Below are 21,059 nucleotides of genomic sequence, written 5' to 3'. Positions count from 1 at the left end.
TCGGCTCCCTCCACCCCGCCGGGGGGACCCCGTATCCCCGAGGAACCATGTCCGAACAGCAGCCGCCCGCCGTTTCCGTGATCATGCCGGTGCTCAATGAGGAGCGGCATCTGCGCACGTCAGTGCGGCACATCCTGGAGCAGGAGTACGCCGGCGAGCTGGAGGTGGTGATCGCCCTCGGCCCGTCCACGGACCGTACGGACGAGATCGCCGCCGAGCTCGTACGGGAGGACCCCCGGGTCCACACCGTGCCGAACCCCACCGGCCGCACGCCCGCCGCCCTCAACGCCGCGATCAAGGCCTCCCGCCACCCGATCGTGGTGCGCGTGGACGGCCACGGGATGCTGTCGCCGAACTACATCGCGACGGCCGTGCGCCTGCTCGACGAGACCGGCGCGCAGAACGTCGGCGGCATCATGCACGCCGAGGGGGAGAACGCCTGGGAGCAGGCCGTCGCCGCCGCGATGACCTCCAAGGTCGGCGTCGGCAACGCCGCCTTCCACACCGGAGGCGCCGCCGCCCCCGCCGAGACCGTGTACCTGGGCGTCTTCCGGCGCGAGGCGCTGGAGCAGCAGGGCGGGTACAACGAGGAGTTCATCCGCGCCCAGGACTGGGAGCTGAACTTCCGCATCCGCGAGGCGGGCGGGCTGATCTGGTTCTCGCCGGAGCTGAAGGTCTCCTACCGGCCGCGCCCGAGCGTGAAGGCGCTGGCCAAGCAGTACAAGGACTACGGCCGCTGGCGCCACGTCGTGGCCCGCTACCACCAGGGCTCGATCAACCTGCGCTACCTGGCCGCGCCGACCGCCGTCGTCGCCATCGCCGCGGGTCTCGTGGCCGGCGCCGCCGTCACCCCGTGGGGCCTGGTCGTGCCGGCCGGCTACCTGGCGGCGATCACCGCCGGTTCGGTGCCGGCGGGCAAGGGCCTGCCGCTGAAGGCGCGGGTGCAGATCCCGGTCGCCCTGGCGACGATGCACATGTCGTGGGGCTTCGGCTTCCTGACCAGCCCGCGGTCGCTGGCGAAGAAGGTCATCGCCAGCCGCCGCGAGCCCGTGCGGGCGGGCTGACCCCGCCGTTCCTCCGCGAGAGGCCGGACGACAGGATCGTCCGGCCTCTTCGCATGCTCAGAAACGATTCAGCGAGTTCACCTTCATGCAGGCGGAGGTGTCGTTGCCGTTGAGGGGGTCCGAGCTCTCGGGGGCCTTGTTGTCGGCGTTGTCGGCGTTGCCGGCATCCTTCTTGGGCTTGTCGTCGCCCTGGGCCTTGTCGTCGCCGGGCTTCCCGCTCTTCTCGCCCTTCTCGCCCGCCTTGTCCTTCTCGCCCTTCCCGGTCTTCTCGTCCGCGGCTGCGGCGTCGTCGCCCTTCGGGTACGTCGTCCCCGTGCGCCAGTCCCCGCCGATCACCAGGGTCAGCCCCTCGACCGCGGTGGACATCCGCACCGCCCGCTCCGGCAGCCCGAGGGCCTTGGCCAGGGCCTCGGCGTCGGCCCGCTGGGACGTCTTGGCGTACCGGAGCGTCGTGTCGGCCTGGGCCTTCGGCGTGGAGTCCGACGTGGCCTTGGTGAAGCCCTGCTTGACGAGCGCCGCGGCGATCTCGGCGCCGCGGCCGGTGGCGACGGGCTGGGTGGCGGTGCCGGTGCCGTTGAAGACCGTCACCTCGACGGAGCCCTTGGGGGAGGCCGGCGAGGTCGGCACGGTGCTCTTGTCGTCCTTCTTCCTGTCCTTGCCGTCGAGCGCGATGTCGCGGCGGACGAGCGAGAACAGCTGCTCCGCGTCGCCCGGCTTGGGGACGACGTGGGCGTCCGGGTTCCAGGGGTCCGACACCCACGGCATGGTGGTCATGGTGATCCGGCCGGACGGCACGCGCTTGAGGTCGTCGGCGAGGTCGTAGAGCTTCTTGACCGAGCCGAGGTCCTTGTCGACGGTGAGCGCCTTGGTGGCGGCCTCGGCGAGGTCGGTGAGCTTGTCCGGGTCGGTGAGCTTGGTGCCGGCCTTCAGCTGGCGGACCATCGCGTTCATGTACATGTGCTGGGCGTGGGTGCGGCCGATGTCGCTGCCGTCCTCGAAGCCGTGGCGCGTGCGCAGCCACTGCAGGGCCTGCTCGCCCTTGACGTTGTGCGTGCCCTTCGTCAGACGCAGGCCGGAGTCCTTGTCGTGGACGTTGTTGTCCACGCAGACCGGGACGCCGCCGACGGCGTCGGCCATGCTCACCACGCCCGCGAAGTCGATCATCATGAAGTGGTCGATGGGGATGCCGGTGAGCTCTTCCCAGGCGGCGACGGTGCAGCCGGGTCCGCCGTTCATCAGGCTGGTGTTGATGATCTGCCGGTTCGTCTCCTTGTAGACCGTCCCGTCGTCGGGGTCGGTGCACTTGGGGATCGTGACCCGGGTGTCGCGCGGGACGCTGATGACCGACATGTTGCTGCGGTCGGCCGAGACGTGCACGAGCATCTGGACGTCGGCGAGGGGCTTGCGCCCGGCGTCCTCGCGGGCGCCGCCGAGGGCGACGTTCTCCGCCGAGTTCCGGCTGTCGGAGCCGAGGAGGAGGATGTTCAGCGGGCGCTGGCCCGCGGCGTTGGCGGCGCTGCGGTCGAGGCGCTTGTCGCCGAGGTTGAGCGGGTCCTTCTTCAGATTGCCGTTGAGGTGCTGGTAGTAGAAGTAGCCGGCGGCCGAGACGCCGAGGACGAGGACCGCGAGGCAGAGCGCGGCCCAGCGGGCTATTCGGGCCGCGCGGGTGCGCCGGCTGACGGGAGCGCCACCCTTCCCGGCCCCGCCGGCCTTCGTGGCTTTCGCGGCCTTCCCGCGTTTCCCGCGCTTTCCGGCCTTCTCCGGCTTTCCGGCGTCTCCGCTCTTCCCGGCTGTCCCGGCTGTCCCGGCCGTTTCGGCCTCTTGTGCCGCCTCGGTGTCGCCGGCCGGTGCGCCCTTGCCGCCGTCTTCACGTGCCCCCGGCACGCTCTTGCGCGCCCGCGGCCCCCGCACACTGCTCTGCCGCATCAGGCCTCCCCTAAATGGTGCGTCCGGCCCGATGGGCAGGCGTGTCGTCTCTCATGGATCGGTGCGCGCCCAGCGGGTCGCGCGGCAGGGCCGGCCTGCTGATCAACAGACCGGCCGCCCGATAGTGAGATGCATGTGCGCGGTGCCTGGGTTCACTTGGCGCAGATGTTCTTGTCGTCCGCTTCGACCTTTTGGATGCCTTCCGGCGCCTTTGCGGGCGCCGGAGCGTTGACGGGGGTGCCCGCCGCCTTGAAGTCCGAGCCCAGGGTGAGGGTCAACTCGGCCGGAGCGGCGCCGCCGGAGGTCTCCTTGAGGGCGTCGGCGGACAGGCCCATCACGTCGGCGACGCGGCGCGCCTGGTCGGCCTGGGCGGGGGAGAACTCCAGGACCGTCTTGTCGGACTTCTTGCCGTTGCCGCCGTTGCTGCTGCGGACGATGCCCTTGCTGTTCTGCATCCAGCGGACGGCCTCCTGGGCCGCGCCGATCCTGCCGCTGCCGTTGAGGACCTTGACCCGGACGGCCGCGGGCTCCGCGCGGGGGCCCTGCAGCAGGGCCGCCTGCTTGGCGTCGGCCTGCTCCTGCTCCTTCTTCTCCTTCTCCTTCACCTCGGTGAGGGAGACGTCCTGACGGACCATCGCGAACAGCGGCTCGGCCTTCGCCTTGTCGAGGACGACGGTCTTGTGGTTCTTGCCCTCGGCGGGGTTGTCGACGACGGGGACGGTCGCGAAGGTGATGTTCTTGAGGTTGACCCGGCTGAGGTCCTTGGCCAGCTTGGTCAGATCGCTGACGGACCCTATGCCGGAGTCGACGGTCAGTGACTTCGTGGCCGCGTCGCCCAGGTTGTAGAGCTTCTTGGGGTTGGTGAAGGTGTCGTCGGACTTCATCTCGCGGATCATCGAGCTCAGGAACTGCTGCTGGAGCTTGATCCGGTCCAGGTCGCTCTCGAAGCCGACGCTGTGCCGGGTCCGCACGAACGCGAGGGCGTCCTCACCCTCGATCTTGTGCCGGCCCTTGCTGAGCTTGAGGTGCGACTTGGGGTCGTCGATGTCCTTGGCCAGGCACACCTCGACGCCGCCGACCGCCGACGACATCCGCTTGACGGCGTTGAAGTCGGCCATCATGAAGTGACTGACCTTCAGCCCCGTGAGGGCCTCGACGGTCCGCCAGGTGCAGCCGGGGTCGCGGTCCTCCTGGCCCAGGCTCTCGTTGAAGCGGACGCCCTTCGAGCCGGGGATGGTCTTGGTCTTCCCGTCCTTCTTGGTGGTGCACTCCGGGATGTCGGTGATCATGTCGCGCGGGATGGAGAGCGCGGTGGCGTTCGACCGGTCCTCGGAGACGTGGAAGAGGAGCGTGGTGTCGGCGTGGCCGACGCTGCCCTCGTCGCCGTAGCCCTTGTTGCCCTCGCCGTCACGCTTGTCGGTACCGATGACCAGGATGTTGACGGGGCCCTTGATGACGGCGCCGTTGTTGATGCCGACGTCGACCTTGTTCAGGTTGCTGTTGAAGTGCTCGTAGAGCAGATAGGCGCCCAGCGAGCCGCCGACCAGGACGAAGGCCAGCGTCCCCCCGGTCCACAGCAGCGCCTTCTTCTTGGCGGACTTCTTCGGTTTGGGCTTGCGCCTGCCCATCGCGGGTTTGACCGACGCCTTGGCTCCCGGCTTGGCCCCGCCGCGCCGGCCGGTGATGCGCTGGCCCGGCACGTCCCGCCGCCCGCCGCCCGCCGTCTTGGGGCGCGGTGCCGGGCCCGGGGCCGCCTTCGAGGACGGCACGAAAGAGCTGGCCGAGCCGGAGGGATCGGTGATGTCCGAGGGAGGAGAGCCCGTGCCGGAGGCCGGATCCGCCTCGTCGGCATGGTCGAGACGCAGCTCGTAGCTGCCGGTTTTGGGGTCGAAGACCCACTGGTCGGCGGGGTCGATACCGCCCGCCCGCCCACGGCCTTGCGCGTCCACGGTCGCTTGAATCCTCCGTCGGTGCCACGCGGCGCCTACCCCCCGAGGCGCTCGGTCACGTCGTCTGTGCAGTGCGCGGTCAGCACGGCCGTGCGCACCGGATCGCTCACACTATCCGCCCAGTTCAGCGTCAAGCGACGCCGGTGACAAATTCCACTCCCCTACAACTGGGCAATCTGCTCAATCCATTCGCCGAACGGGAAGACCCGTTCGCGAGCTTTGAGCGATTCATCCACAGATGCCGCGTGCGGCCGTGGTTCCTTCGTAGGTGGGGGGAGCGGTGCCCGGCGCGGTGCCGGCGGTGCCCGCCGGGGCGCTCGCGGGCGGGGCGGATCCGCCGCCGGAGGGCGGGGCCGTGGCGTTACGGCCGGTGACCCCGCGCGGCGTGCGGGAAGTGCCGGGCGCGGCCGGGCCTCCTCCGGTCCCCCCGGTGCCCGGCGTCCACGCCGGACCCCCGGTTCCCGTGGTTCCCCATGTTCCTGACGGCCCCTCGGGACTGCCCGGCCCCTCCGGGCTCACCTGCCCCCCCGGCCCCTCCGATCCGTCGGGCCCCTCCTCGGCCCCGGGCTTGCCCGCTCCCGGCCTGCCGTCCCCGGGCTTGTTCTCCGCCGCCCGGACGTTTCCGGTCACCGACACCGGCCGGTCCTCGCGCAGTTGCCTGAAGAGCTGGTCGGCGTCCGGCTGCACCAGTTCGTCCCGGTTGGGGTTGTACGGGTACGGGCGGCGCGGCACGGTCAGGAACTGCGCGCGTTCGCTCGGGACGGTCCGCACGGTGCGCACCAGGTCGTACATCTTGCGCAGCGAGTCGAGGCCGGCGTCCGTGGTGAGCGAGGACGTGGCGGCGTCCAGCACCGGGTAGAGCCGGGCGGGGTTGAGCAGCACCCCGTCGCTCTGCATCTCCTTGAACAGCGCGCCGAGGAACTGCTGCTGTCGCCCCATCCGCTCGGTGTCGCTGCCGCCGCCGAGGCTGTAGCGGGCGCGGACGTACCCGAGCGCCTGCTCGCCGTTGAGGGTCTGGCGGCCGGCCGGCAGCTTCAGCCGCGCCTCCTGGTCGTCGACGGCCTGCTTGAGGCACACCTCGACCCCCTCCACCGCGTCGACCAGGTGCTTGAAGCCGTTGAAGTCCACGATCACGTGGTGGGTGATGCGGATGCCGCTGAGCTTCTCGACCGTACGGATCGTGCAGGCCGGGCCCGCCTGCTCGAACGCCCAGTTGAACTGCGCGAAGCGCTTGTTCGTCTCGGTGCCGTCCGGCCGCCGGCACCGGGGGATCATCGACATCAGGTCGCGCGGGAGGCTGACGGCGGTCGAGCTCTTCCGGTCGGCGGCCACGTGCAGCAGGATCGTGGTGTCCGAGCGCTGGGTGCCGCTGTCCTCGCCGTACTGGCCGTTGCCCGCGCCGCTGCGGGTGTCCGAGCCGATGATCAGGATGTTCTGGGCGCCCTTGACCAGGGCCGTGGGGCGCTCCTTCTCCCAGCGCCGCAGCTCGTCCGCGGTGGCCGTGTCCGTCTTGATGTTGCCGTTGAGCCGTTCGTAGAGGTACCAGCCCAGCGCGACGACGGCCAGCACCGCCAGCGCCGTGCCCAGAGCGAGCCAGCGCAGCCAGCGGCGGCGCCGGCGGGGCGCGGGCGGCGGCTCGTCCGGCTCCTCGAAGAAGGCGGAGCAGGACGGTGTCACCGGGGGGCCGGGCCTTCCTGGGCTCTGGGTCACGGTTGCGCTGCGTCCCTCCTCGGGGTGCCGTACTCGGTCCGTACGCCGATCATCGCCCGAGTGCGGCCCCGCGGCAGCGTCAGAGGGCCGTCACGGTGACGCGCTCACTCTCCCGGCGCTTGTCGAGGCCGCCGCCGGAGAGCCGGTCGAGGTGGCGGCAGAGCACCACCGAGCCCCCGGAGGCGAGCGGGGCGAACAGCCCGGCGGACAGTCCGTCCCAGGAGTCGTAGGGCAGCCCGGAGAGCATGCGCGAGCCCCCGCCGAGCCCGTGCTGGTGGGCGTCCGTGCGGGCCCGCTCCACGAGCTGGGCGCCGGTCAGCTCCAGCCCGCCCACGGCGAGCGCCGGGGCGCCGGGGTCGACCGGGGCGTACGGGGCGAAGCGGTCGCCCTGGGCGGGCACCTCGACGGCGTAGTCGGTGAAGCCCGCGGGCGGCTGGGGGAACCGGCCACCCAAGGGGCGCAGGGCCAGCGCCACGCGCTCGCCCGAGCACGCACGCGCCTCCTCCAGCGTGTCGGGCCCGCTGACGACGAGGTCCGCGGCGGCCGGATCGCCGCCGACGTCGGCCAGCACGCCGACGGACGAGCAGGCCAGCAGCCACACGGCCGTCTGCCAGTGGGCGGGCAGCAGCAGGGCGAGCCGGTCGCCCGGCTCGGCGGCGAGATCGCCCTGGAGGAGATTGGCGGTCTTCGCCACCCAATTGGCGAAGGTGGCCACGGACAATTCCACGCGCTCGCCGGTGGCGTCGTCGTAGAAGGTCACGAGCGGGCGGGAGGGATCCGCGGCGAGCGCGGATCGCAGCAGGTCGGCGGGGGTGCGATCGGTGGCGTTCATCGGCGCCAGCGTACGCGGCGGGGCGCGGGCGGGTCAGTCGGAAGGACGATGCCGGAGGGGGACGGGGAGAACCCGTGGGCCACTTGACGAATGGACAGATTTATATAGGTATGCCCAAGATTTTCGGTATGCGTGGAATCCTTGTCTCGACGACCGTGACCGCCTGCGCCGCCGCCCTCACCCTGCCCTTCCTCGCCGCCCCGTCCTCCGCCTCGCAGTCCACCCACGACCCGGGCCTCGCCTCGCGCTCCGTGCCCGGCAGCACCCAGTCGCTGCCGCTGGTCCCGCTGCACGCCAAGAGCCGCACGGCGGGCCCCGAGCCCACCTCGGAGCAGGGCCTGCCCCAGCTGGAGGTCAAGCCCTTCTCGCTGGTCGGCATCGTCTGGGACGACGCCGCGGCGGAACTGCGCGGCCACGCCCAGGTGCGCACCCGGCCCGTCGGCAGCCAGGACTGGGCCGGCTGGCAGGAGATCTCGACCCACGACGACGACCGCCCCGACAGCGACTCGGCCGAGGGCCGCGCGGGACGGCTGCGCGGATCCACCGCGCCCCTGTGGGTCGGCGCCTCCGATGCCATCCAGGTCCGCGTCCGCCCCGAGGCCGCGACGACCGGCCGCACCCCCGCCGGAGCCCTCCCCTCCGGGCTGCGCCTGGAACTCGTCGACCCCGGCGCCGACCGCACCCGCTCCGCCGCGCCCCCCGTCCCCAGCGAGAACGAACTCGCCGCCTCCGCCGCCAACGTCCCGCTCGCGCCCCTCGGCGCCACCGAGATCCCCGCGCTCGGCAAGCCGGAGTCCGAGGGCGACGTCGAATACACCGGCACGGGCGAGCTGCAGGTGGACGACGAGGAGTCCGGCGGGGACCAGGGCGGCGGCGACGGCTACGACCCCGAGGACTACGGCCGCCCCGGCAGCGGCGTCGACGACAGCGGCGTCGACGGGCGCTACGTCGGCCCGCGCCCGCGCATCGTCACCCGGGCCGGCTGGGCCGCCGACGAGTCCCTGCGCGAGTCCGGCTTCTCCTACACCGGGACCGTCCGCGCGGCCTTCGTCCACCACACGGCCTCCGGCAACCGCTACTCCTGCTCGCAGTCCGCGTCCGTCATCCGCGGTATCTACCGCTACCACGTTGTGAGCAGCGGCTGGCGGGACCTGGGCTACAACTTCCTCATCGACAAGTGCGGCACCATCTACGAGGGCCGCGCGGGAGGCGTGGCCAGACCCGTCAAGGGCGCGCACACCCTCGGTTTCAACAGCAGCAGCATGGGCATCGCCGTTCTCGGAACGTACGGAACCACCAATCCGTCCACCGCGGCGGTCGACGCGGTGGCGGACCTCACCGCTTGGAAGCTCGGACTGTTCGGCGCCAACCCGGCCGGCACCGCGAGCCTGGTGTCCGGAGGCGGAAATCGGTTCAAAAAGGGGACCAAGGTCAAGCTCAAGGCCATCTCCGGGCACCGCGACGGCTTCGCCACGGAGTGCCCCGGCGCCCGTCTCTACGGCAAGCTCGGCACCGCCCGCTCCGCCGCGGCCCGCCTCCAGGGCCGCTGACCTGGCGCGGGGGCACCCTCCGGTCTGCATACACTGGCCGCCGATTACGGCCCGGCCCCAGCAGGAAGCAGAGACGACAAGGTGACAGAAGCCATCCTCCTGGTCGGCGGCAAGGGAACCCGGCTGCGCCCGCTCACGATGAACACGCCCAAACCCATGGTCCCCGCAGCGGGCGTCCCCTTTCTGACGCACCAGCTGGCACGGGCCCGCGCGGCGGGCGTGGAGCACATCGTGCTGGCCACGTCCTACCTGGCGGAGGTCTTCGAGCCGTACTTCGGCGACGGATCGGACCTCGGCCTGCACCTGGAGTACGTCACCGAGGAGGAGCCGCTCGGCACCGGCGGCGCCATCCGCAACGTCGCCTCCAAGCTCCACTCGGCCCCGGACGAGCCCGTCCTGATCTTCAACGGCGACATCCTCACCGGCCTGGACATCGAGGCCCTGGTGACGACCCACCGCAGCACCGGCGCGGACGTCTCCCTGCACCTGACCCGCGTCGAGGACCCGAGGGCCTTCGGCCTGGTCCCGACCGACGGAACCGGGCGGGTGACGGCCTTCCTGGAGAAGCCGCAGACGCCCGAGGAGATCGTCACCGACCAGATCAACGCCGGCGCGTACGTCTTCAACCGCGCGGTCATCGACACGATCCCCGCGGGGCGGCCGGTCTCGGTGGAGCGGGAGACCTTCCCCGGCCTCCTCGCCTCCGGAGCGCACCTGCAGGGCATGGTCGACTCCACGTACTGGCTGGACCTGGGGACGCCGCAGGCCTTCGTCCGGGGCTCGGCCGACCTGGTCCTGGGCCGGGCGCCGTCCCCCGCGGTCCCGGGCCGCTGCGGAGACCGGCTGGTCCTGGACACCGCCGAGGTCGCCCCGGACGCCAAGCTCACCGGCGGCACGGTCATCGGCGCCGGCGCGCGGGTGGAGCCGGGCGCCCGGGTCGACGGCAGCACGGTGCTGGACGGCGCGGTCATCGAGGCGGGCGCCCAGGTCCGGGACTCGCTGGTGGGCGCGGGGGCGCGCATCGGGGCGCGTACGGTGCTGGACGGCGCGGTGATCGGGGACATGGCCCGCATCGGGCCGGACAACGAGCTCCGGGCAGGGGCCCGCGTCTGGTGCGACGCGGAGATCCCGGCGTCGACGATCAGGTTCTCGTCGGACCAGTAGGGGCCTCGGACCAGTAAGGGCGTCGGACCAGTAAGGGCGTGGAGCCGGGCGAATCCGGCATAAGCGGGCGAACGGCTGGACGTACCCTGGCAGGATGACCACCCGCACCTGGACCCCACCGGGCCCGTACGACCTGGGCCGCACGCTGGGCGTCCTGGCGCGGGGCCCGGGCGACCCGGCGTTCAGGACGGGGCCGGACGGCTCGGTGTGGCGGGCGACCCGCACCCCGGAGGGCCCCGGCACGCTCCACGTGACCGACCGGGGCGGACGCATCCACGCGGAGGCGTGGGGTCCGGGCGCGGACTGGCTCCTGGAGACGCTCCCCGCCCTCCTGGGCGCCGAGGACGACCCGGCGGCCTTCACGCCCCGCCACCGCCTGGTCCACGAGGCGCACCGCCGCCACCCCGGCCTCAGACTGGCCCGCACGGGCCTGGTCCTCGAATCGCTGATCCCGTCCGTCCTCGAACAGAAGGTCACCAGCGACGAGGCGTACCGGGCCTGGCGCCTCCTCCTGCAGCAGCACGGCGAGCCGGCCCCGGGCCCCGCCCCCCGGATGCGGGTGATGCCGAGCGCGCGGGGCTGGGCGATGATCCCGTCCTGGGACTGGCACAAGGCGGGCGTGGACGGCAAGCGCTCGGCGACGATCGTCCGGGCGGCCCGGGTGGCGGCGCGCCTGGAGGAGGCGGCCGCCATGGACGACGCACAGGCGTCGGGGCGACTGCAGGCGGTCCCGGGCATCGGCCCGTGGACGGCGGCCGAAACCCTCCAGCGCAGCAACGGCTCCCCCGACGCCGTCACGGTCGGCGACCTGCACCTCCCGAAGATCATCGGTTACGCCCTCACCGGCGCCAGGGGCACGGACGACGAGGCCATGCTCGGCCTCCTGAGCCCGTACGAGGGCCAGCGCCACCGGGCCTGCCGCCTGATCCTCCTGACGGGCACGAGACCCCCGAGAAGGGCGCCCCGCTTCTCGGTGAACGACATCAGGGCGCTGTAGGCCCCCGCGGCGCTAGCGGACCTCGATGAACGTGTCCGCGACCCGCGCCGGCCGTTCCCGCGGCGGTGCCGCCGCGTGCCCCACGGCCACGGCGCCCATCGGGTCCCATCCCTCCGGCAGCTCCAGCACCTTCCGCACCACGTCCCGGCAGAACATCGTCGACGAGATCCACGCCGACCCCAGCCGCTCCCCGGCCAGCGCCACGAGGAAGTTCTGCACGGCCGCCCCGGCCGCCACGACGAACATCTCCCGCTCGGAGGCGTTCCGCCGCGCGTCCGGATAGGTGTGCGCCCCGTCCGTCACCAGACACGGCACCACCAGGTACGGCGCGTTCCGCAGCACGTCCCCGCGCCGCACCCGCTTGGCGATGCTCTCCTCGCCGAACCCGTCCCCCCGCAGGTCCGCGATCCACGCCTCCCGCATGGCGTCGAGCAGCCGCACCCGCGACTCCTCGGACTCCAGCAGGACGAACCGCCAGGGAGTCGTGTGGTGCGGCGCGGGTGCGGTGATGGCGGCGGCGACGGCCCGGCGCACGGCGGCGCCGTCCACGGGCTCGCCGGTGAACTCGCGCACCGTCCGCCGCAGCGTCACGGCTTCCCGCACCGCTTCGGACGTCCCGAGCCGGAACATGTCGTCGGCGGCGGAACGCACCAGAGCGCGCGCCCCGGAGTCGCCGTCCTCACCCTCGCCCACCACGTGGGGCAGCCCGCGCACCACGGCGACCGGCAGCCCCGCGGCCTTGCCCTTGACGAGGTCCCCGGCGGCGGCCAGCTCGTCGGCCGTGGCGACGACGGTCGCGCTCAGCGGATTGCCGTGCGCGTCCACACCGCCCCGCAGGTCGTCCAGCACCCGCACCCCGGCCGCGCCGATGGCGACGTCGGTCAGACCGCTGCGCCAGGGCCGGCCGAAGGTGTCCGTCACGACGACGCCGACGTCGACGCCGAGCGCCTCCCGCAGACCGGCCCGCAGGGCGCGGGCGGACGCGTCGGAGTCCTCGGGCAGCAGCAGGACCGTCCCGGCGGCGGTGTTGGACGCGTCGACGCCGGCGGCGGCCATGACCAGCCCCTGCCGGTTCTCCACGATCCGCAGGCTCCCGCGCCGGGCGACGACCCGTACGGTCTCGGCGTCTATGGCCGCCTCGCGGTCGTCGGCCCGGACCAGCCGCCCCTCGGCCTTGCTGACGATCTTCGAGGTGACGAGCAGCACGTCGCCGTCGGCGAGCCCGGGCAGGCCCTCGCCCGTGACCGCCGAGGCGAGGAGCTTGACGAGGTCGTCGCCCGCCCGCACCTCGGGAATGCCCGGCACGGCCCAGACCCGGTAGCCGGGAGCCCGTCCGCCCCCGGAGGGCTCCGGCGCGCTCACGCCCGCACCTCCTCGGCCAGCGCGAGCGCCTGCGCGGCCATGGCGGCCGTGGCCTGCGTGTCCGTCATCATCAGCGGCACGGACCGGCACGGGATGCCCGCGGCCTCGACCTCGGCCACGGCACCGGCGTCGACGGTGTCGACGAGCCAGCCGTCGAGCAGCCCGGAGCCGTAGTGCCGGGCGACGGCCGCGGCCGTGGACTCGACGCCGACGGCGGCCAGCACCTTGTCGGCCATGCCGCGCACGGGCGAGCCGCCGACGATGGGGGAGAGGCCGACGACGGGCGCGGACGCCCCGGCGACGGCCTCGCGGATGCCGGGCACGGCCAGGACGGTGCCGATGCTGACGACGGGGTTGGAGGGCGGGAAGAGGATGACGTCGGCCGCGGCGACGGCCTCCAGCACGCCGGGCGCGGGCTTGGCCTGCTCGGCGCCGACGGGGACGATCGCGTGCGCGGGCACGCCGGCCCGCAGGCGCACCCAGTACTCCTGGAAGTGCACGGCCTTGCGGGCGCCGTCCTCGCCGTCGGGGTCGTCGATCATCACGTGCGTCTCGACCCGGTCGTCGCTCATCGGCAGCAGCCGCACCCCGGGCTGCCAGCGCGCGCACAGCGCCTCGGTCACGGCGCTCAGCGGGTAGCCGGCGCCGAGCATCTGCGTGCGGACGATGTGCGTGGCGAAGTCGCGGTCGCCGAGCCCGAACCACTCGGGCCCGACGCCGTACGCCGCCAACTCCTCCTTCACGGCGAAGGATTCGCCGGCCCGGCCCCACCCCTGCTCCTCGTGGATGCCGCCGCCGAGCGTGTACATCACGGTGTCGAGGTCGGGGCAGACCTTGAGCCCGAAGAGGTGGATGTCGTCGCCGGTGTTGCCGATGACGGTGATGTCCGCGTCGGGGACTGCTGACTTGAGGCCACGGAGGAAGCGGGCGCCCCCGATCCCGCCGGCCAGAACCACAATGCGCTGCATGCGGTCAGTCTGTCAGGACGGGGCGCCGCTCCCGAGGGGTGGTGGCCTGCGGCGTGCGGGCCGTCAGCCCCGTGCGGCGTCCCGGCCGGCGGGGGCCGCGGTGACGGCCGGTGCGGTGACGGCCGGCATGGCGACGGCCGCCGCGGTGACGGCCGGTGCGGTCGCGAGGCGGGCGGCTGCCGACGCGGGCCGGTGCATGGGCATCTCGGTCAGCCCCGGCGAGTAGATGTGGAGGCTCACGGCCGGCGCGAGGGAGTCGTTGACGATCTCATGAGCGTATCCGGGGGCGAAGACGCGCTGCGCTCCGGCGCGCAGCACCTGCCGCGCGCCGTCGAGCGGCCCGGTGCTACCGGTGATCTCGGTCAGCTCACCTTCGAGGACGGTCAGCACGCCGGAGGAGGGCCCGTGGTCGTGGGCCCCGCTGCCCTGGCCGGGCACCCAGCTCAGCAGCCAGACCTCGTAGCCGGGGCCGGTGCGGAGGCGGTGGTACCAGCGGGTGGTGGCGTCGTACCGGACCAGGTGGGCCCAGGAGGCGCGGTCGGCGGCCACGGAGCGGGCCAGCCCGGCGAACTCGGCGACGGTGCGCGGGTGGGCGGGGGCGGGCGGCAGCAGGTGGGGGATGGCGAGCGGGTCGCCGGCGATCTGGACGTCGCTGTTCATGTGCGGAGGTTCCTCGGCGAGGTGCGGGGGAGGGCGCGGTGACAGGCGGAGCGTGGAGGCGCCCGGAGCTACGGGTGGCGCGAGGGCGCGATGCGCCGCGGAGGGCCGGGGTGACGGCCACGCGGGCGGGTGGTGCGGGACCCCCGGAAAGAAGGGGTCAGCCGGAGCTCTGGGGCATCAACAGCTGGAACAGCGACAGCGAGCCTGCACGGCGCAGCGGGACCCGTAGTCACGGGTCAGGCTGAGGGCGGCGTTCACTGGCATGCCCACCACGGTGACGGGACCGGACACGTTGTGTCAACTGCGCGTCCCATTTGGGGGCAATGTTTCACCTCATCCGGTAACTGTGGGTGCTCCAAGGTTTGCGGGGGTGTGACCATGGACAGGTGGCGCTCCAGTCAGGGCCGTAAACATCGTTCGGCCGGACGGTGCAACGGGATTGCCGCGCGTGACGTCCTCTCCTTGCAGAGGGGAGCGGGGCAGCCGTGGTCGGCAGAGGGGTCTGTCCGGACTTGTAATCTTTTGGACACTTTCTGCTTGGCTTTGGTTCCGCAGAGTGAATAAGGGGCCCAATAGCAGATCTCGGCTTGACTGGCCCGGATCGGCACACTTGTAATTTCACCCGTGTCGTTCTGCCGTACTTTGATGAAGGCGGAGGCACGGGGACGTAAATGACAGACGAGGGGCGCACATGACCGAGCTGTTTCAGCAACTGCTGGTCGAGGAGGCGGACGAGGAGCTCGGCTGGCAAGAGCGCGCGCTGTGCGCTCAGACCGATCCCGAGTCCTTCTTCCCCGAGAAGGGCGGATCCACGCGGGAGGCGAAGAAGGTCTGCCTCGCCTGCGAAGTCCGCTCGGAATGCCTTGAATATGCCCTTGCCAATGACGAGCGGTTCGGCATCTGGGGCGGCCTGTCCGAGCGCGAGCGCCGCCGCCTCAAGAAGGCAGCGGTCTGAGCTTCCGATAGGCATACGGATAGGCGCATGCTGCCGCGGTCCTATGAGGCGGATAAGCAGTCTTGTCGAGGGCCGGAGCCCGTGATTCGGTTTCGGTGATTCGGGGGCCAGTGATTCCGCGGGAAATCCCTGAATTCGTGGGCCGATAGTCACTGAAAGTTAAAAGCGGAAGCCAGGGGTTAGCGCCCCGTGGCGCCGGCCGCCGGGTTCGGAGCCGGGCCCGGCCGGGGTTTCCGCCGGTACGACCCTCCCCACCCGAAGACGTACGGGACGACCCACGGTCCGCCCAGCCGCACCCGCGGCGCGAGGCGGACCGCTGTGTGCGCAGCCACTAGTGTGGGGCCGCGTCCGAGACGCACCGCCGCCCCGACGGGCGCACCGCGACCGGCGCAGTCCAGCACAGCACCCATCCGGGGCCCGCCCCGGACCCCGGCCGGAGGGCCCGTACCCCGATGTCCGTGCACAGCAATGCGGCGCACTCGAAGACGGCGGCCGCGTCCGCCGCTCCCGGCCGCCTGCCCGCGTTCGACCCGGCCGTCGCACCGGCCTTCCCGCGCCACGTCGTCACCGCCGTGATCGTCAGCCACGACGGCGCCCGCTGGCTCCCCGACGCCGTCGAAGGCCTCCTCGGCCAGGAGCGCCCCGTGCAGGCCGCCGTCGGCGCAGACACCGGCAGCGCCGACGACTCCGCCCAGCTGCTCGCCGACGCCCTCGGCCCGGACCGCGTCCTGCACCTCGCCCGCCGCGCCGGCTTCGGCACCGCCGTCGACGAGGCCCTGCGCGCCGTCCCCGCACCGGACCCCGAAGAGCTGCCCTACCTCAAGCGCTCCAGCGGCTGGGACCCCGTCAGCCGCACCTGGCGCGAGGACGCCTACGACCAGCCCGGCGACGGCCGCCGCCACGGCGACGCCGACCTCGAACCCGTCCAGTGGCTCTGGCTCCTGCACGACGACTGCGCACCCGAACCCGGCGCCCTCCACGAGCTCCTGCGCGTAGCCGAGTCCGAGCCCCGAGCCGCCGTCATCGGCCCCAAGCTGCGCGGCTGGTACGACCGCCGCCAGCTGCTGGAGACCGGCGTCTCCATCGCCCGCAGCGGCCGCCGCTGGACCGGCCTCGACCGCCGCGAACAGGACCAGGGCCAGCACGACCAGGTGCGCACCGTGCTGTCGGTGTCCACCGCCGGCATGCTCGTGCGCCGCGACGTCTTCGAGGAGCTCGGCGGCTTCGACCCCCGGCTGCCCCTCATGCGCGACGACGTCGACCTGTGCTGGCGCGCCCACGCCGCCGGCCACCGCGTCCTCGTCGCCCCCGACGCCGTCCTGCGGCACGCCGAGGCCGCCGCCCGCGAGCGCCGCCCCGTCGACTGCGCCGGCCGCCGCGCCGTCAACCCGCACCGCGTCGACAAGGCCGGCGCCGTCCACACGCTGCTGGTCAACACCCGCGGCCCGCTCCTGGCCTACGTCGTGCTGCGGCTCGTCCTCGGCACCCTCCTGCACGCCCTCGGCTACCTCCTGGGCAAGGCCCCCGCGCAGGCCCTCGACGAACTCACCGGCCTCTTCGGCGTCCTCCTGCGCCCCGGCCGCATCCGCGCCGCCCGGGCGAAGCGCGGCGCGCCCGCCGTCGCACCGGCCGAGCTGAGATCCCTGTTCCCGCCGCCGGGCGCGACCCTCCGGGCCGCCGCCGAACAGCTGGCGAGCAACTTCGGCGGCCGCTGGGACGACGCCCCCTCCTCCGGCGGGCGCCACGGCGCCGTCGAGTCCGGGCCGACCGGGGAGGACGCCGACTTCCTGGAGATCGAGCAGTTCGCCCGCCTCAAGCGCCTCCTCCGCAAGCCCGCACCGGTCCTCTTCGGCCTCCTGCTGATCGTCTCCGTCGTCGCCTGCCGCCAGCTCTTCGGCGGCGGCAGCCTGGCCGGCGGCGCCCTGCTGCCCGCGCCCGACGGAGCCTCCGCCCTGTGGGCGCAGTACGCCGACGGCTGGCACCCGGTCGGCGTCGGCAGCACCGGCAGCGCGCCCCCCTACCTGGCGGTCCTCGCCACCCTCTCGACGCTCTTCCTCGGCTCCACCGGCTTCACCCTCACCCTGCTGCTCGTCTGCTCGGTGCCCCTGGCCGGCCTCACCGCCTACTTCGCCTCCCGGCCGCTGGTCTCCTCCCGCCCCCTGCGGGCCTGGGCCGCCGTCGCCTACGCCTTCCTGCCCGCCGCCACCGGCGCCCTGGCCGCCGGCCGGCTCGGCACCGCCGTCCTGGCGATCCTGCTGCCGCTCATGGCGCGCACCGCCGTCGCGGCCACCGGCCTGCGCGTCCCGGGCGCCCGCCCCACATGGCGCGCATCCTGGGCGTACGCCCTCCTGCTCACCGTCACCACCGCGTTCACCCCGGTGGTGTGGCCGCTCGCCGCCGTCCTGGGCCTGGGCGCCCTGGCGCTGCACGGTGCCCAGGGCGGGCGCGCACGGCTGGTGCTCCACGCCCCGCGCTTCCTGGCCGTCGTGCTCACCCCCGTCGCCGTGCTGGCCCCCTGGTCCCTGGACCTGTTCGCGCACCCGGGCCGCTTCCTGACCGAAGCCGGGCTCGACCTTGCCGTCGCCGGCGGGTCCTCCCCGCTCCACCTGCTCACCGCGGACCCCGGAGGCGCGAAGGCCGTCGGCGGGCTGCTGCTGGCAGGCGTCGTCCTGGCCGCGCTCGCCGCCCTGCTGCGCGCCGACCGTCAGCTCGCCGTCCGCGGCGCCTGGGCGGCCGCCCTGGCGGCCCTCGCCGCCGCCGTGCTCTCCGCCCGCTCGGCGTGGGCAGGGCCGGCCACGCTCGTCTACGGGCTAGCGCTGATCGCCGCCGCGGTCGTCGGTGCGGAAGGCGCGCGGGCGCGCGTGGCCGCCAGCAGCTTCGGCTGGCGGCAGCCCGTGGCCGCGCTCATCGCCCTCGCCGCGGGCGCCGCCCCGCTCGTCGCAGCCGTGGGCTGGGCCGTCGGCGGCGCCGACGGCCCGCTGAAGCGCCGCGACCCCGCGCAGGTGCCGGCCTTCGTGGCGGAGGAGGCGGCCACCCGCGACCGGGCCCGCACCCTGGTCCTCGACGGCCGCGACGGCCGGGTGGCCTACGCGCTCGTCCGGGGCTCCGGCGCCCGGCTCGGTGACGCCGAGGCCGCCGCGGCCGCCGGGGCGGACCCGAAGCTCGACTCGGTCGTCGCCGGTCTCGTCGCGGGCTCCGGAGCCGACCAGGCGGACCTCCTCGGCGGCTACGCCGTCGGCTACGTCCTCGTCCGCAACAGCGCCCCCGCGGCCATGGGCCGGGTCCTGGACACCACCCCCGGCCTGACCCGGCTCAGCCGCCAGGACGACGCCTCGCTGTGGCGGGTCGACCGCGAGGTCGCACGCGTCACCGTCGTCGCCGGAGAGGCGCAGGGAGGCGCACAGGCGGGCGCCCAGGGCGGCGGGCAGAGGCCCGCGCCCGTCCCGGTCGCGGCAGGGCCCGTGGAGGCCCGTGCCACGCTCCCCGCCGGCCCCGCGGGCCGGGTCCTGCGCATCGCCGACAAGGCGGCCCCCGGCTGGCAGGCCACCCTCGACGGACGCGCCCTCAAGAGCACCACCGTCGACGGCTGGGCCCAGGGCTTCGCCCTCCCCACGAGCGGCGGCAAGCTCGTACTGACCTACAAGGCGCCCGCCGCGCACACCGCCTGGCTGTGGGCCCAGGGCCTCCTCGCAGCCGTCCTCGTGGTGCTCGCCCTGCCCGGGCGCAAGCGCCAGGTCGACGACGACCTCCCGGAAGCGGGGAGCGCACCTGCGGCCGTGTCCGCGCCCGCCTCCGTCCCGGCCCAGGCCGCCGCCGGAGAGGGCCGCCGCGCGCGCAGGCTGCGGGCCGCGGCGGAGGCCGACCGGCCGGACGCCGCCCCGGCACCGGAAGCCCCGCCCGCCGAGCCCGTCGCCGACTCCTACGCCGATCCCTACGCGGCTCCGTACGCCGACGTCTACGCCGATCCGTACGGACAGCAGCAAGTCGCGGATCCGTACGCCGCGGTGCCGCAGGAACAGCCTCAGGCACAGCAGTACGGGCAGCAGCAGTACGGGCAGGGGGCGCAGGAGACGCCCTACGACGCGTACGGCGAACAGCACTACCAGGGCGGCTACGGCGGCACGTACGACACCTCCTACGGCGGCGCACAGCAGCAGGCCCCGTACCAGGACCAGGGCCATGGCCACTACCCGGCGGAGCCCTACGCGACCGGGCCGGCCGCACCGGCCGCGCCCGGGCAGTACGACCCGTACACCTACGGCGGGGCACACGACACGACGTACGGCGGCGGTGACCGGCACCACCGCGACGGGAGCGAGCAGCAGTGAAGCGCACCACCCTGTCCCTGTTCGCCGCCACCGCAGCCCTCGCGGCCCTGGGCGGTGCGGCCGTCCTCACCGCGCCGTCCGGCACCGAGAGCACCGGAGGCACCGGCAGCACGGCCCGTACGGCCGCGAAGGCGCCCGCCCGTCTGCCCGTCCAGCGCTCCATGACCCTCTGCCCGGCCCCGACTTCGTCGGACGTGGGGGAGACGGCCTACACCGCCTTCACCCCGGTCGGTGGCGGGGCGAAGGGCGCGAAGAAGGGCGCGGCCGAACTGCTGTCGGCGGACGGCGCAAAGAAGGACGACAGAGCCAAGAAGGATGAAAAGGGCGCGAAGGATGCCAAGGGCGGCAAGGAAGGGAAGGACGGTAAGGACGGCAAGGGCTCCGCGCCCGCGGGCACTTCGGTGCTGTCCCTGAAGGAGCCCGGCAAGCCCGCCACCGCGACCACCAACCGCTCCGACGCCCCCGCCCTCATCGGCAGCGCCGACGGGACCCTCGCCCCGGGCTGGACCGTGCAGCAGACCACCGTGGTCGCCGCGGGCAGCGGGCGCGGGCTGCACGGGCTGACCTGCACGGCGCCGGACACCTCGTTCTGGTTCCCCGGCGCGAGCACCGTCAAGGGCCGCCAGGACTACGTCCACCTGACCAACCCCGACGGCACGGCGGCCGTCGTCGACCTGGAGCTCTACGGCAAGGACGGCCGGGTCAAGGCCGGTGCGGGCGAGGGCGTCACGGTCCCGCCGCGCTCCACCGTCCCGGTGCTGCTGTCCTCCCTCGCGGAGGCGCCCGAGGAGGACCTGACGGTCCATGTGGCGGCCCGCTCCGGCCGCGTCGGCGCGGGACTGCAGACGGCCGACGACAAGAAGGGCGGCGACTGGATCCCGGCGTCCGCCGAACCGGCCGCCGACGCCGTCCTGCCGGGCATCCCGGGCGACGCGACGTCCGTGCGGCTCGTCGTCTTCGCGCCCGGCCCGGACGACGCCGACCTCAAACTGCGCTTCGCCGGGCCGAACGGCGCGATCACCCCCGCCGGCCACGAGTCGTTGCACGTCCGCAGCGGCATGACCGCGGCCGTCGACCTGGGCGACGTCGCCAAGGGCGAGGCGGGCTCGCTGCTGCTCACGGCGGACGGCAGGAGCGCACCGGTCGTCGCCGCGCTGCGCGTCACGCGCGGCAAGGACGACAAGCAGGAGACGGCGTTCATCCCCGCCGTGGCGCAGCTCGGCGGGCGGGCCACGGTGGCGGACAACCGCCCCAAGGGCAGCACGCTCGCTCTGGCCGCGCCCGGCAAGGAGGCGGCGCAGGTGAAGGTCACCTCGTCCGCGGGCAGCGAGGGCGGTGAGCCGGCGGTGAAGACGTACACGGTGAAGCCGGGCACCACGCTGACCGTGGAACCGCCGCAGCCGGCGGGCGCCAAGGGGTCGTTCGCGGTGACGGTGGAGAAGGTCTCGGGCGGCCCGGTGCACGCGTCGCGGATGCTGGCGCTGCCCAAGGACGGCGTGCCCATGTTCACGATCCAGCCGCTGCCGGACGACCGTTCGTCGGTGGCCGTGCCGGACGCGGGACAGGACCTGTCGATGCTCAACCGCTGACGAAC

At 73.6% G+C, this 21,059-nt stretch carries 14 protein-coding genes; 7 read left to right on the top strand and 7 right to left on the bottom strand.

Annotated features, from left to right (window positions below; genetic code table 11):
• Nucleotides 1-47 precede the first annotated feature (47 nt).
• Nucleotides 48-1,064: a glycosyltransferase family 2 protein gene (locus ACFPP6_RS25705; protein ID WP_382046811.1), complete on the top strand. Its 1,017-nt coding sequence runs from the start codon at nucleotides 48-50 to the stop codon at nucleotides 1,062-1,064.
• A 57-nt stretch (nucleotides 1,065-1,121) separates the two neighbouring features.
• Here the strand turns inward: ACFPP6_RS25705 and ACFPP6_RS25700 are convergent, their stop codons facing one another.
• From ACFPP6_RS25700 to ACFPP6_RS25685, 4 genes are all read right to left on the bottom strand, one after another.
• Nucleotides 1,122-2,990: an LCP family protein gene (locus ACFPP6_RS25700; RefSeq protein ID WP_382046808.1), complete on the bottom strand. Its 1,869-nt coding sequence runs from the start codon at nucleotides 2,988-2,990 to the stop codon at nucleotides 1,122-1,124.
• Between the two features lie 152 nt (nucleotides 2,991-3,142).
• The gene (locus ACFPP6_RS25695; RefSeq protein ID WP_382046806.1) at nucleotides 3,143-4,939 is read right to left on the bottom strand and encodes an LCP family protein; all 1,797 of its coding nucleotides are present in this window, start codon (nucleotides 4,937-4,939) and stop codon (nucleotides 3,143-3,145) included.
• A gap of 228 nt (nucleotides 4,940-5,167) precedes the next feature.
• Nucleotides 5,168-6,616, bottom strand: coding sequence for an LCP family protein (locus ACFPP6_RS25690; protein ID WP_382046803.1), 1,449 nt, complete (start codon nucleotides 6,614-6,616; stop codon nucleotides 5,168-5,170).
• A 112-nt stretch (nucleotides 6,617-6,728) separates the two neighbouring features.
• Nucleotides 6,729-7,481, bottom strand: coding sequence for a TIGR03089 family protein (locus tag ACFPP6_RS25685; protein WP_382046800.1), 753 nt, complete (start codon nucleotides 7,479-7,481; stop codon nucleotides 6,729-6,731).
• Between the two features lie 128 nt (nucleotides 7,482-7,609).
• Between ACFPP6_RS25685 and ACFPP6_RS25680 the strand changes: the two genes are divergently transcribed.
• From ACFPP6_RS25680 to ACFPP6_RS25670, 3 genes are all read left to right on the top strand, one after another.
• Nucleotides 7,610-9,031, top strand: coding sequence for a peptidoglycan recognition protein family protein (locus ACFPP6_RS25680; protein ID WP_382046798.1), 1,422 nt, complete (start codon nucleotides 7,610-7,612; stop codon nucleotides 9,029-9,031).
• Between the two features lie 81 nt (nucleotides 9,032-9,112).
• Nucleotides 9,113-10,195 carry a mannose-1-phosphate guanylyltransferase gene (gene manB, locus ACFPP6_RS25675; RefSeq protein ID WP_382046796.1) on the top strand — a complete coding sequence of 361 codons (1,083 nt, stop codon included), beginning with the start codon at nucleotides 9,113-9,115 and terminating at the stop codon, nucleotides 10,193-10,195.
• 94 nt (nucleotides 10,196-10,289) lie between these two features.
• Entirely contained in the window at nucleotides 10,290-11,192 is a 903-nt protein-coding gene (locus ACFPP6_RS25670; protein WP_382046793.1) for a DNA-3-methyladenine glycosylase family protein, read from the top strand.
• A 12-nt stretch (nucleotides 11,193-11,204) separates the two neighbouring features.
• Here ACFPP6_RS25670 and ACFPP6_RS25665 read toward each other — a convergent pair whose 3' ends face one another.
• From ACFPP6_RS25665 to ACFPP6_RS25655, 3 genes are all read right to left on the bottom strand, one after another.
• A complete protein-coding gene (locus tag ACFPP6_RS25665; protein ID WP_382046790.1) occupies nucleotides 11,205-12,554 on the bottom strand; it encodes a coenzyme F420-0:L-glutamate ligase in 1,350 nt (449 codons plus the stop codon).
• Nucleotides 12,551-13,522 carry a 2-phospho-L-lactate transferase gene (gene cofD, locus ACFPP6_RS25660; RefSeq protein ID WP_382046787.1) on the bottom strand — a complete coding sequence of 324 codons (972 nt, stop codon included), beginning with the start codon at nucleotides 13,520-13,522 and terminating at the stop codon, nucleotides 12,551-12,553. Before cofD ends, ACFPP6_RS25665 begins: the two co-directional genes overlap by 4 nt.
• Before the next feature lie 63 nt (nucleotides 13,523-13,585).
• Nucleotides 13,586-14,182 carry a cysteine dioxygenase gene (locus ACFPP6_RS25655; protein ID WP_382046784.1) on the bottom strand — a complete coding sequence of 199 codons (597 nt, stop codon included), beginning with the start codon at nucleotides 14,180-14,182 and terminating at the stop codon, nucleotides 13,586-13,588.
• 691 nt (nucleotides 14,183-14,873) lie between these two features.
• Between ACFPP6_RS25655 and ACFPP6_RS25650 the strand changes: the two genes are divergently transcribed.
• The 3 genes from ACFPP6_RS25650 to ACFPP6_RS25640 all read left to right on the top strand — a co-directional run bounded on the left by ACFPP6_RS25650 (nucleotide 14,874) and on the right by ACFPP6_RS25640 (nucleotide 21,054).
• Nucleotides 14,874-15,137, top strand: coding sequence for a WhiB family transcriptional regulator (locus tag ACFPP6_RS25650; protein WP_004952403.1), 264 nt, complete (start codon nucleotides 14,874-14,876; stop codon nucleotides 15,135-15,137).
• Between the two features lie 452 nt (nucleotides 15,138-15,589).
• Nucleotides 15,590-19,465: a glycosyltransferase gene (locus ACFPP6_RS25645; protein ID WP_382046781.1), complete on the top strand. Its 3,876-nt coding sequence runs from the start codon at nucleotides 15,590-15,592 to the stop codon at nucleotides 19,463-19,465.
• Entirely contained in the window at nucleotides 19,462-21,054 is a 1,593-nt protein-coding gene (locus ACFPP6_RS25640; protein WP_382046778.1) for a DUF5719 family protein, read from the top strand. The genes ACFPP6_RS25645 and ACFPP6_RS25640 overlap by 4 nt, the downstream gene beginning before the upstream one ends.
• Nucleotides 21,055-21,059: the final 5 nt, after the last annotated feature.

This window comes from Streptomyces aureoversilis, assembly GCF_042657885.1.
GTDB classification, from domain to species: domain Bacteria; phylum Actinomycetota; class Actinomycetes; order Streptomycetales; family Streptomycetaceae; genus Streptomyces; species Streptomyces aureoversilis.
The sequence above is the reverse complement of the archived record's forward strand: the minus strand, read 5'-3'. Positions and strand labels throughout refer to the sequence as shown.